This window comes from Thermococcus waiotapuensis, from assembly GCF_055384795.1.
Genome location: NZ_AP042429.1, coordinates 1,572,448 through 1,584,820, shown reverse-complemented (window position 1 = coordinate 1,584,820; position 12,373 = coordinate 1,572,448). Strand labels below are relative to the sequence as shown.

The window sequence follows — 12,373 nt, the reverse complement described above, 5'->3', positions numbered from 1 at the left end:
CCTTGGTGTTAGTAATGAAGGCCCTTATACTCTCTGGTGGTCACGGCACCCGCTTGAGGCCTCTGACTTACTCCCAACAGAAGCAGCTCATTCCAGTGGCCAACAAGCCGGTGCTTTTCTATGCAATCGACGACCCGGAGATAGGCATAGACTGGCCGGTTGACGAGCCAGTGGTCTCTGGAAAGGACAGGAAGTGGCCGACACTGAGGGAAGCGGTTGAAAGGGGATGGGCCTTCTGAGAGGCCGCTATCGCAAAATATTTTTGAATGGTGACACAGAAGTATATGCCATTGAACTCAACGTCCCCGACGAGATACTGAAGACGATTGACCTTGACCGGTTGAAGCGGATCGTTGAGAAGGAGGTTATTGCAGAGTACAGCGCCCGGAAACTCCACGGAAAGTTCAGGGGCATGGATCTTAAAAAAACTCCTTGGAGAGGTCGAAGAAGAATGGGGCCTTTGACGGCTTTTGTGGATACCAACGTGATAATCGAGCATCTGGAGGGCAATGTTGACCTCCTCGATATAAGGGAGAGGCTCGACGCTTTGTATTCCAACAGCATAGTGTTCAGTGAGGCGCTTATGGTTTACCTGAGGGCATTAACAGGTGAACGCCCGTACACACTCAAACACAGCCCCGATATTATCAGAAACCTGAGTGAGGAACTCCTGGACTTCCTGGGACTTTTCGGGCTTTTCATTGAGCTGGAAATAAACAGGGCCGTCGAAACCCTAGGTTTTGCCGGGGGGCTCGGGTTTTGGACAGAGTAATGATTGCGAGGTACTCCTCGACTGCAGAGTATGGAGCGTAACTAGCTTTGACTGTTTTGGGCATCGCTCATCCCCTGCCAAGGCCTGGATTTCAGTTGCCTTTGAATGCAACTTTCTACAGAGAACTCCGTTGAGTGAAAGTTTTTAAACACCTCTCCGGAGTGAGACTAAAGGGTCAAGCGGATGCTCGGAACCATAAAACGGGAGCTCAAAAACCTCAGAAGCCCACTCTACAGGAATTCCATCTACATTTCACTCTCCTCGCTCACGACCGCGCTCGCAGGCTTCATCTTCTGGGCCATTGCCGCGAGACTTTATCCTGAGGGAGATGTAGGTGTAGCTTCAGCCGTCGTTTCAGCGCTGAATTTGACATTCCAGCTCTCCATGCTCGGCATGGGCTCCTCCCTTATCCGCTTCTACCCGGAATACCGCGAGAAGGCCATGGAGACTGCGCTGTTCGTTACCACCATCGCCAGTCTGGTTTTTTCCGTGGGGTACGGCCTGCTTATGATGGCCTCAGACTCTTTCAGCGGTCTGTCGCCTGTTACCTTCATGGGGACGTTCGTGCTCTTCTCCGTCGTGGGGACGGCTTACAATATTTTTTTCAACCTATGCCATAGCGAGAAGAAAGGCCGAGCACAGCTTCCTCCAGAGCCTCCTGTTCTCAGCCAGATTCATTTTTCTCTTCGTTTTTACAGCTCTTGGGGCGCTGGGAATAATTTTATCCTTCGGTCTGGGCCTTTTACTTGGTTTAATTTACGCCTTAATATTCATTGGGGAGGTTCTGCCGCGTCTTGACCGCGAGTTCCTCAAAGATGCGTTTAAGTTTTCTTTTGGGAATTACATAGCGGGAATAGCAAATTCTGCACCGAACTATCTAATGCCGACGATAGTTTTAGCAGTGCTCGGAAAGGAGGAGGCCGCTTATTTCTACATGGCATTCGCGGTTGGGAACTTAATCCTCTTCGTTCCCAACGCGATAAACACTTCATTCTTTGTTGAGGGGAGTCACGGACTGAAGGACATGAGGAGAACACTGAAGAAGGCGGTGGTCTTTAGCTACCTTTACCTGGCACTTGCAGTGGTCTTTGTCTGGCTCTTCGGCGGGTTAGTTTTGAGGTTCTTCGGGGAAGGGTACACTGGAGGATTAGGACTACTCAGACTGATGGTTCTTGGAGGATTCTTTGTCGTCCCGGTGAGCTTTTTGATAACAGTACTTAACATCCAGAAGAAGGTGAAGGAGGTTGTTGCGATTAACTTGCTTAGAGCAGTTCTGTTCCTCGGGCTGAGCTACCTTTTGATTCCGAGGTTCGGGATTGAGGGTGTTGGGTGGGGGTGGGTTGGGGGATACACGGTGGTTCTTGTGGTATCTTATCTATTTGCAAGAAAAAAAGGAGTTTAAGAGTCTTTCAGCTGTCTTTTCCCAGGAAAATCTCCTTTTCACCGCTTCCCTGGAAATTACTGACATTTTCTTTTGAAGTTTTGGGTTCTCAGTAAGGTGTTTCACCGCTGCGACTATTTGGTTAATCCCGTTTTCGACGAGAATGCCCTCCAGCGGGTGTCTTATCGCTTCGGGAATACCCCCAACGGAGCTCGCAACTATTGGCTTTCCAATATCCATAACTTCAAGAAGCGCTAAGGAAAGTCCCCCCTCACCATGAGTAATGTGAGTATAAATGTCTGCACACAGTGTAGCTACGTGCGGGTTTTCTAGGTCGCCAGTGAAGATGACCTTATCTTTAACTCCAAGCTTTTCTGCATATCCTTTTAATTCATCGGTGAATCTGCCCCTTCTAGTTAGAATAAGAGCCAAGTGCTTGTCCCTTGAATTCTTCAAGGTATGAATCAAAATTTTTGCACCTTCTTTCTTAACTTCTAATGCTGTTAATCCATGACCCAGCAGGTATATCCGATGTCTGTTAATTCTAAATTTTCTCTTAAATTCTTCTATCTCATCCTGCTGAGGGAATTTTGTATTTGGGGCTCCGTATAAAACCCCCCACTTACTCAAAATCTTAGTTCTGCTATTTGTCTCAACGTTTTCTTTAAGAGCTCTACTGACAAACAAAACTAAATCAAAGCGACTTAAGACGAACGTCATCAAGTATTTCTCAATGGTTCTTTTTATTTTGTCCTTAATAGTTTTGGGGCTGTCGTAGTGAGTGTGATATAGGTATATTATCCGCACATCCGGATGTTTACTCTTGTGGAGCATTGCAGGAATTGCGGCGAACCAGCCTCCTTGAGAGAGGACGAACTCCGGCTGGATTTCGTTTAACTTTTTAAGTGCTAAAGCGGTGTAGAGGAGCTTATTACGAGGGAGCTTTTGTTCGATCTCTGTCGGAATCCCTTCTCGGATTAGTAGTGTTACACTGAGTCTTTTTTGAAGAGTTTTGACCAAGTTTTGGGTATAGACTTTGACGCCTCCTCCATCGGAGTTAAGACCATAGTTTGAGATTATCACGAGTTTCATACTCCATCACCCCCAAGTAGTTTTAAATACAGGTCGAGGTGTTTTCTTGCGATTACTTCCGCCCTCCATCTTTTAAGAGCTTCTTTTTTAGCCCTCCTGCCGAGCCTCTTTCTCAGCGTCTCATCACCCAACAGCATGAGGAGCTTTTCTGCAATATCTCTCGGATCATACGGGTCAACTATAACTCCAGTTTCTCCATTTTTAACAGCGTAGGGTATTCCTCCAACATTTGAGCAAATTACGGGCGTTCCAGTAGCCAAGGACTCAAGAACGGCCATCGGTAGAGTCTCTTGAAAAGATGTTAGGGCAACCACGGATGCTTTTGAATAAAGTTCAATCACCTTATCATACGGAATCTTTCCAAGAAATTCAGCATTTATTCTGTTTTCTTTGACGAATTTCCTGAGCATTTTCTCATAATCCCGATCCCCAGAAGCTGTAAAGACAACCTTGTAATCTTTTAACTCTTCCTTTATGAGCGAAACCGCTTTCAGAAAACCTAACTGGTTCTTTCGGGGTATAAGAGTTGCCGGATAAAGAATTAAATCTTCTTCTCTCTTTTTAACATTGAAGAATTCTTCCGAAACCGGATTTTCAATGATAACAGTCTTTGACGTGTCAAAGTTCCGAGACTTTAACTCGTCGAGGACATACCACGATATAGCGACAAGCTTTGACAAACGCGGATAATAAAGCCGCAGCCTGTACTCTAAGAGTTTCAACCAAGGCTTGGCATAGCCTTTATTGAAGTTTTTCTCCTTCCAGAAAATTCCGTGTAGTGTAAATACTGTCGGGGTTCCTGATAGCAGGTAAGGCACGACTTCGTAAAGATTATGTGAGTGGACCAAATCGAAGCCGTCAATTTTCTTGAGGAGCGCCTGAATTTCTCCAGTGAATGTCCGGAGAGGAAATCTTTTAGTTCCGAGGACTTCAATGTTCCCAGTTATTTTCTTGCTCACGGCATCGCCTATGGATAGAAAAGTTATCTCAACATCGTTCCTGCTGAGCACTTCATCTATTTTGACAAATCCCTTTAATACGTTATTTGCAACTGTTGAGGGGCCACCATACGCGTTAAGGACTGATGGGGCGATTATCAGAGTTTTCATTTTGATCCCTCTAGTATCATTAGAACATTATTGTTACCGTAAATTACACTCCCCTGTTCAGATAATTCATCAATTAGGGGCGTTGAGTCTTTCAAAGGCAAATGTGGAGTTTGAGTCCATCTTCCACTAAGGTAAAAAAGCCTGTTCTCAAACCCCTCTTTTCTAAAAATAAATATGCAACCACAACTCTCAACTTCCTCGAAGGTTTTTGGTACAGCTCTATTTACCTCTTCCAGCTTCCCCGATGAATACAAGTATGTTTTCAGGTATTTAAGATTCCAGGAATAATCAAAATCGGAAGCTAAAGGAATTTCAGATTCCGCAGAAATGATGAACTTACCAGCGGTAATCTCTGAATCGTACCATCCCGTTCTCTGGGAATAGTAAGGAACCAGTGGGTTATCATCGTTAGCAACGTTTGCTTTCATCATTAAGAAACTTAAAAGAAAAATTAAAATTACTGCAAAAACAAAAGTTATTTTTCGATTTTTTGCGCGGTTATCAACAAGCAACCAGCCTACAAAGGCTGAAGACAAAACTTCGCCATAGTACCAGAACCTGTGAGAAATGCCATTCAAGGCGGGAGTAATGAAACTCCCCACCCCAGCTACTATGCCTCCAGTTGCTACTATGTTACTTAGCATTAGTCTATCTCTAAACCTTTGTTTAAAAAGCCGAACAAATGTCCAAAGGAGTGCAACTCCTGCAATAGCGAAGTATAGAAACATGCCCAACCGTGCTATTAAGGCGTCTAAAAAGGTAGTTGGAAGCCTGGCCTCATAGCTCTCTGTATCAAATCCATAGATAAATAACTGCTTGAAAATAGTAATTAAATTTTCAAGATAAAACCCAGAGTATAATGCCCACTCAAAGATAGCCAGAACAATTAAAAGACCTAAAACTGATAGATAACCCTTAGCAGTATTTTCCCTAAAAATCAAGGACAAAGTTGAGATCACAAACACTTGCCAGATTAAGAAGCTAAAACTCACCGTATGCATCAAAACGAGAGATGTTGCAAGTATTATTGCGAGGAGCTTAATTTTGTTGTTATTGATATTTCCGAAGTATACAAGATAGAAGATCAAAAAGGTCAAGGCTACGCCAACACTATTCGGAATAACGCTCTTACCGACCATATCTAAAACGTTATCCGATATTGCTACGAGAAGAAGAGAGGCCAAACCAACTTGATGTCCAAAAAGTTTCTTTGAGTACAGGTATGCCACCAGCATTAACAAAATTAAGGTTGGCAGTCCGGCAGACAAAAACTGGGCCCATTTATACTGTAAGTCTGCTAAAATAATACCACTCGCAATTAACAGATGAAAATTTGGCATTTTAACGTAAGGCATTGGAATATCATTGTAAGGCGGAATGTATCCTCTTCTTACAATTTCTTCAGTTAAAATCCAGTGAAACCAAGGATCTCTACCTAAAACTGTTTTATAGAGAGCTTGTTGTGTTAGGACAAATGATAGGGCTATTAATAAGACCTCTGTAAAGAACACGAATCCGATCCACACGAAGTTTTCTCTAAAAAACAAAACCTGCGCAAATGTGATCGCTAAAGCTAATGATAGCAGATAAAAATAACTTTCTGGGCGGACATAAATCTGCTCTCTAAGATAAAAGAGAGAAGAAGATGCGACAAGCAGCAAAAAACAAACTATCGCCAATAAGTTGAACTTTCGAAGATCGCCATTCATTTCAACACCTCCTCGTAAACCCTTAATATTTGCTTCGCAATATTCTCCCATGTAAACTGCTCTGCATATCTCCTTATCTTCTCCCTGTCCCATTCCTTCTCAAGGCTTATTAAAATTTTCTCCGCTAAACACTCAGGATCAGCAGGAGGGCACAGTAACCCATAATCTTCAGAAGTTATTATCTCAGGAACTCCCCCAACAGCGGTTCCAACAAAAGGCAAGCCGACTCCAAGAGCTTCGAACATCACCGTTGGATTTCCCTCGCTCAAACTCGGCAGGACGAAAAGGTCAGCGGCGTTCATCCAGAGTGGTATCTCCTTATGAGGCTTTGCGCCAACAAACTTAACATACCTCTCCAAACCCAGCTTTTTAACCAAACCATCAAGCCTTGCACGCAAAGACCCATCACCAACAATCACAAGAAGAACGTCCCGCCTAACCTTCAAAACATCTCCCATTGCCTTAATCAAAAATTCATGACCCTTAACAGGCACAAGATTAGCAACATTAAGAAGTATCTTCTTATCTAAAGGAAGACCAAGCTTTTGCCTAACCTCAACCTTATCCATCGGATAAAAAAGACTGGAGTCAAAACCATTAGGAATCACAGAAACCTTCTCTTCGGCAACTCCAAGCCTCTCCACTAATATTTTCCTATTGCTATTGCTCACCGTTATCACATGATCAGCAGAATCTAGAGCAAACTTAATTTTCTCAAACCAATCACTATCTCGAAATGGAATATCGTAAACATCATGTCCATGAGCAGTAATTATCAATGGAACATTGAATTTTCTAGCAAGCTTGGCTGCAACATACCCCTGAGGCCAGATAAAATGAGCGTGGATTAAGTCAAAACTCAAATGCTTTTTTTGGATATATTTCATGTAAAGGCCAAAAAGTTTCTCTCCTAATCCCTTATTTTTGCCATCAGGAATTAGGTAATAGGTAGATACGAGGTATGCCTTGACATTTTCTGGCATATTGTACAAATCCAACAAAGTTTCTTTTGTATAATATTTCACCCAATTTAAATATGGAAAAGGAAGTTTCGAAAATAATGAAAGTTTTACCAGCTCTGCAATTCTATTATGGCGGACCAGGACATGTATCTCATCTACATACTTAGCTTGTACATCAACGAGATCTTTTACAAACCATCTGTAAAATGTCGTGATAACCAAAATTTTCATATCGCTCCCTCCATTTATTCTGCAAATTCTAGAATATTGTCGATTATCACCTTTGTCGTATCATCCCACTTGGTTTTTATAGTATTTTTGATCATTCTTTGGGTTTCTTTTTTGAGATCGTTCTCTATAACTTCTCTGATCTTTTGAAGTATCTGCCCCTTGTTAAAAGGGGAGACAGAAATTAAACATCCCATTTTTTCAAGCTCTCGATTAACAGACATTTTTCGTCCTCCTGTGTAAATGCAAGGTGTCCCGAGAAGACATGATTCTCTAGCCATGGTATCCCCGGATGAAAGCGTAAATAGTGCATATGCAAGCAGGGAGTGGATGTCTTTTACGGGTTCCTTTAGAATTATGCAATTTTCCTTTTCAAACATACTTCTCAGTCCCTTGTTCTCCAAAGACACTACAACGGTTAAATTCATATCATTTAAATAACCACAGAACTCACTTAGTTGCCCCTCAGATAGATGGCGATAATTCAGAGTTCCTTTGCTGACCTCTCGTAGAAATACGTATCTTAGAGGTTTTAACCCATATTCGTTTAGAACCTCTTTAGTGGGTGTAAAATATTTTGGATGTAAATACGCTAATTCTTTGAATCCGTTGAATTTTCGATATTTCTTGCCATTTACTGGAGTACTCTCTGGAACAACAATCCTGCTAGCAAAAAATTTAAATGAATAATGTGCCAGTTTATACTCTAGATCATCGTAAAAAATTACAGATGGCTTTCTAAGAAGGTACGCTGCTTGAGACGATCCAATGCCGCCAAACGCAGTTATTATATCCGCGTTAGTCTTGCTGAAGTACTTAAGTAAAGAGATAGTTCTTGTCACCAAGGACAGACTTTTTCCTAGAACAGATCGTCTGTTAGTACCAACTATAAAAAGGGGTATGTGCTCATTTTTGAACTCCTCTTTAGCAATTGGAAGAACCCCTTCTCGAGGGAGTATTACTAACTCTATTTCGATGCCAAATTTATTTTTTAATATCTTCACTGCATTCTTAAAAAAATTAACATCTGCCGGATGAACTATGTCCACTACAAGCTTCATTGGTATACCTCCTTCTCTTTTGACTCTTTTGAATCGTTAAGATCAGACAGGTGGCATTTTAAAACACATTTCCCAATGTTAAATATCAAATCTCGCGTCCATCCTCTAATCCAGTTAGCTGAGTTATATCCCCATCTCTCAGGATGGACAGTGAGATAAAGCTTTTTCGGTTTAAGCTCTTCTAAGACGTGAACTAAATGATCGGTATTCTCTATCTCCCGTTTTAGTGACTTCCAAACGAACTTATCCCGAATGTTGTTCCGATTGTTCCAATTTCTTCCTGTGTCAGTTAGATAATAAACCTCAGGGTCGTTAATAGACAGATAAGCCTCCCCGATGATATCAAATTGTCTAAAATCATAGTGCTCCCAGAGCTTCCGGTTATCATACTTTGAGAGCGGACTTCCATGCATGCAGATGGTCTTTACATCAGTTACTTTTCGGAACTCCTCAAGCTCACTCTTAAACATTTGGATTGCCTTCTCTGAGTCACCTCTTGCCTTACTGAGAACTTCATAGTGATATCCGATTTCGTGCCCCAATTCGGAGATCTTTTTAATCACCTCCTGCTTAAAAGTGTAGGGATAACGGAAATAATATGTTGACCTAACGCCCAGCTTAGCCTCCAGCTCTGCCATTTTCAGAGCATTCTTTGGTGAGCGATCAACATCATGACGGAGAATAACAAAGTTTCTTTCCGGTTTCTCAACTAGGTATCTCTTAACGGTGTATATCCCATAATTATTCTGAAGGAAGCTGAGGAGTTTTTCATATTTATCGAGTGTAAAATCCATTCCTCCTCTCCTCCTCCATGTCGAATAGCATAGCAAAGAGGAACATTACAAGCCCTATTGCGAACACAAGTAAAGATAGAGTCAGGTAGTAAAACAATACCGCATGGTGTAGCACGAACTTTTGATAAAATGCAAACAGCACCCCAAATCCGCCCACAAGGAGGAACACGATCCCAAAGATATAGAAGAACACCAGTGGGTGAAAGTTGTAGAGGAGGTACTTCTCCTTAAGACGCCAGAAGAAGTCCTTTAAGAGAAGCCATGAAACCTTCACCACATATTTGGTGTATTTAATCTTTGACTTCTCCTTTCCATATTTGGCGGGAATGGGGACGTCGAGGACTCTAAAACCGTAAACGTTGAGCTTGACTAAAAGATCATTGGGATAGCCGTACCAGTAATAAATCGAGTCCAAATCAATCCTCTCAAGGGCCCTTCTTGAGATGGCAGTGTAGCCGTTCTGTGGATCCATCAGATGCCAGTAGCCGGAGGCTATCTTCGTGAGAAACGTCAGTATCATGTTCCCGAGATACCGGAACTTCGGCATGTTCCTCACGTACTCAGGTCCCAGAAGGCGGTTGCCCTTTGTGTAGTCCGCCTTACCCTCAACTATCGGATCCAGAAGGTCAGGCAGATACTTTGGATCCATCTGGTTATCGCCTGCCATAACTGCAACGATGTCCATGCCCTCTTTGAGGGCAATCTTATAGCCGTCAATTATTGACTTGCCCACCCCCTCATTTTTCTCGTGCTGTATCAAAGTTATCCTCGGATCTTTCTTTATGAACTCCCTTACGATTTCTGACGTTCTATCCTTGGAACCATCATCAACAACGTAGATTCTGTCAACATAATCGGGAATGCCCGATAACGTCTCTCCTATTAGAGCCTCTTCATTATACGCCGGAACCACTACCCCTATTTTGTTCCTCTTGTACATGATATGCCCCCAAAAAAATTAAATTGAGTGGTATTAAACCAGTCCCACTCTCACATACACGAACCCCACTTTTTTAGCTTTTTGTGGGTCTATAACGTTCCTTCCATCAACTATTATCCTCGTGCGCATTTCCTCTGTGATCCTCTCCAGATCAAGCTCCTTAAACTCTTTATGGTCAGCAGTAATGATTACTGCATCGACGTCTTTAAAGTCCTCCTTCCACTCCGCTCCAAAGCGCTCCGCGTCTTCCCTTGTGCACAAGGGATCGTAAGCATAAACTTTAGCCCCCCACTCCTTGAGTTCCTCGATGATTGGCTTTGCCGCGGCCTTCATGAACTCCCTCACACCACCCCTGAAAGTCAGGCCGAGAACGAGAATGCTACTTCCCTTGAGCGGTTTGCCAACTGAATTCAAAGCCTTCACGGTGAGCTCAACAACATGGTGCGGCATCGAATCGTTTATCTCCCTTGCCGTCTTGGTGAGCCTCGGGTTTGTCTTCCTAGCCAGGTTTATTACGAACCACGGATACACGGGAATGCAGTGGCCACCCACCCCAGCTCCGGGCATATGAAGGTGGCAATAGGGCTGAGTGTTTGCAGCTTTGAACACCTCGAGTGCATCAAGCCCGTGCTCCTCGCACCACATGGCCAATTCGTTGGCAAGAGCAATATTGACATCACGATAGACCCCCTCGAAGACCTTAACAGCCTCCGCCGCCTTTATCGAGCTCATCGGGATGACGCCCTTCCTGTTGATGGTCTCGTAAATACCGATCACTGCTTCAAGCGTTTTCTCGTCGCTAGCGCCGACTATCTTTGGATACTGTCCCGTGATATCCCTGATAGCGGTTCCGGTCATTGTTCTCTCTGGGGCATGAGCCAAGCCAAATTCCCCCAGTTTAAGCCCAGACTTTTCTAGGATTGGAACCAAGCTCTCGGTGGTGCCAGGTGGCATCGTGGCCTCTGTTATTACTATATCCCCTTTCTCAAGGCCCCGGCTTATCTTCTCGGCAACATCGTAGACAGGCTCGAGCTTCATGTTGCCTCTCTCATCGGTAAGAGTTGGGACAAGAATCACCATAACATCAGCCCGTTTGGCCGCCCAGACGCCATCCGTGGTTGCCCTCAGCCTTCCAGCTTCAACGTTCCGCTTTACCAGCTCATCGAGACCTGGCTCCTCATTGATGTGGTTCTTACCCCTGTTGATGGCCTCAACGACCTTCTCATTTATATCAACGCCTATCACATTTGCACCATGGTCTGCAAAGACAGCCGCCAAGGGAAGGCCCATCTTGCCCATCCCATAAACCGCTATCGTGAACTCCCCATTCCTGAAGGCTTCTTTTACCTCCTCTCTACTCATGCCGATAAGCTTCATTCCTCCACCTCCAGAACCTTTCCAGTTCTGGCGCTCTTCTGAGCCAAGAGAGCGACCTTTAGGGCGTGCAAACCGGCTTCACCGTCAACAATGGGTCTCTTTCCAGTCTCAACGCACTCTATGAAGTGCTCGATCTCGTTTCTAAGGGGCTCTTTCTTCTCAATCTTGGCTTCTTTTATCCACTCTTGGTTATAGAGTTTGAGGCTTTGTTCTATGTAGTCGAGGTAGGCTATTCCGGCGGTTCCAACAACATTAAGGGTTCTCGTTTTGTGAGGCGTGAGCCAGTTAGTCTCCACTATCCCCGTTCCGTCTTTAAAGCCCAGCGTTATTAGAGCGTGATCCTCAACTCCGGCAGGATGAAGCACGTTTCCCGCTCTTGCATAGACGGTTCTAACTCTCTGACCAAATAAATAGCTTATGACGTCTATGTCATGGACGCCAAGGTCGATTATAATACCAACGTCTCTTATCCTCTCTGCCATCGGACCAACACGCTTCGCGCTTATGGTGACAACTTTGCCAAGCTCTCCTCTGTCTATAAGCTCCCTGAGCTTTAAAACCGCTGGATTGAAACGCTCTATGTGTCCGACCATAAGGGTGACGCCTTTCTCCTCAGCGGCCTCAATAATAGCTTCCGCGTTTTCTACCGTCTCTGCTATGGGCTTCTCGATCAGAACACTGGTTCCATGGTTTATGAATTCAAGGGCAACATCTTTGTGAAGCGATGTTGGCACAGCTATGTCCACGGCATCTAGGCCCTCCCTCGCAAGCTCACTGTAATCTCCATAGGGAACTGTCCCGTACTTTTTGGCCAGCTCCTTTGCCCTCTCGAGGTCTGCATCGGCGATCCCAACGAGCTCCACTTTCCTCTCCTTGGCCAGCTCTGAGTAAACCCTTACGTGGTGCTGGCCCATCATTCCGACACCGACGACTCCAACGCGGAGCATT

At 44.1% G+C, this 12,373-nt stretch carries 12 protein-coding genes and 1 pseudogene; 4 read left to right on the top strand and 9 right to left on the bottom strand.

Features of this window, described 5'->3' with window-relative positions:
* Positions 1-14: 14 nt before the first annotated feature.
* From ACZ47M_RS08730 to ACZ47M_RS08715, 4 genes and pseudogenes are all read left to right on the top strand, one after another.
* Positions 15-134: pseudogene (locus ACZ47M_RS08730) on the top strand (sugar phosphate nucleotidyltransferase); the annotation flags it as partial.
* 92 nt (positions 135-226) lie between these two features.
* On the top strand, positions 227-772 hold the full coding sequence (locus tag ACZ47M_RS08725) for a PIN domain-containing protein (protein ID WP_315341792.1): 546 nt from the start codon (positions 227-229) through the stop codon (positions 770-772).
* A gap of 183 nt (positions 773-955) precedes the next feature.
* Positions 956-1,570: a lipopolysaccharide biosynthesis protein gene (locus ACZ47M_RS08720; protein ID WP_315341795.1), complete on the top strand. Its 615-nt coding sequence runs from the start codon at positions 956-958 to the stop codon at positions 1,568-1,570.
* An 82-nt stretch (positions 1,571-1,652) separates the two neighbouring features.
* A complete protein-coding gene (locus ACZ47M_RS08715) occupies positions 1,653-2,174 on the top strand; it encodes a lipopolysaccharide biosynthesis protein (protein WP_315341797.1) in 522 nt (173 codons plus the stop codon).
* On the opposite strand, the gene ACZ47M_RS08710 is transcribed toward ACZ47M_RS08715, so the two are convergent.
* From ACZ47M_RS08710 to ACZ47M_RS08670, 9 genes are read right to left on the bottom strand one after another with little or no spacing between them, the layout of a single operon-like run.
* Positions 2,148-3,245 (bottom strand): glycosyltransferase family 4 protein, encoded by a 1,098-nt coding sequence (locus tag ACZ47M_RS08710; protein WP_315341799.1) that lies wholly within the window; start codon positions 3,243-3,245, stop codon positions 2,148-2,150. The genes ACZ47M_RS08715 and ACZ47M_RS08710 overlap by 27 nt on opposite strands.
* Complete coding sequence (locus tag ACZ47M_RS08705) at positions 3,242-4,354, bottom strand: glycosyltransferase family 4 protein (protein ID WP_315341802.1); 1,113 nt, start codon at positions 4,352-4,354, stop codon at positions 3,242-3,244. The genes ACZ47M_RS08710 and ACZ47M_RS08705 overlap by 4 nt, the downstream gene beginning before the upstream one ends.
* The gene (locus ACZ47M_RS08700; protein WP_315341805.1) at positions 4,351-6,156 is read right to left on the bottom strand and encodes a hypothetical protein; all 1,806 of its coding nucleotides are present in this window, start codon (positions 6,154-6,156) and stop codon (positions 4,351-4,353) included. The genes ACZ47M_RS08705 and ACZ47M_RS08700 overlap by 4 nt, the downstream gene beginning before the upstream one ends.
* Positions 6,060-7,256, bottom strand: coding sequence for a glycosyltransferase family 4 protein (locus tag ACZ47M_RS08695; protein WP_315341807.1), 1,197 nt, complete (start codon positions 7,254-7,256; stop codon positions 6,060-6,062). Before ACZ47M_RS08695 ends, ACZ47M_RS08700 begins: the two co-directional genes overlap by 97 nt.
* Positions 7,257-7,270: 14 nt before the next feature.
* Positions 7,271-8,314: a DUF354 domain-containing protein gene (locus tag ACZ47M_RS08690; RefSeq protein ID WP_315341810.1), complete on the bottom strand. Its 1,044-nt coding sequence runs from the start codon at positions 8,312-8,314 to the stop codon at positions 7,271-7,273.
* Positions 8,311-9,108, bottom strand: a complete 798-nt coding sequence (locus ACZ47M_RS08685) for a polysaccharide deacetylase family protein (RefSeq protein ID WP_315341815.1) — start codon at positions 9,106-9,108, stop codon at positions 8,311-8,313. Before ACZ47M_RS08685 ends, ACZ47M_RS08690 begins: the two co-directional genes overlap by 4 nt.
* The gene (locus ACZ47M_RS08680; protein ID WP_464883397.1) at positions 9,089-10,048 is read right to left on the bottom strand and encodes a glycosyltransferase family 2 protein; all 960 of its coding nucleotides are present in this window, start codon (positions 10,046-10,048) and stop codon (positions 9,089-9,091) included. The genes ACZ47M_RS08685 and ACZ47M_RS08680 overlap by 20 nt, the downstream gene beginning before the upstream one ends.
* 33 nt (positions 10,049-10,081) lie before the next feature.
* Positions 10,082-11,425: a nucleotide sugar dehydrogenase gene (locus ACZ47M_RS08675; protein WP_315341820.1), complete on the bottom strand. Its 1,344-nt coding sequence runs from the start codon at positions 11,423-11,425 to the stop codon at positions 10,082-10,084.
* Positions 11,422-12,372: a UDP-N-acetylglucosamine 3-dehydrogenase gene (locus tag ACZ47M_RS08670; protein ID WP_315341823.1), complete on the bottom strand. Its 951-nt coding sequence runs from the start codon at positions 12,370-12,372 to the stop codon at positions 11,422-11,424. Before ACZ47M_RS08670 ends, ACZ47M_RS08675 begins: the two co-directional genes overlap by 4 nt.
* Position 12,373: the final 1 nt, after the last annotated feature.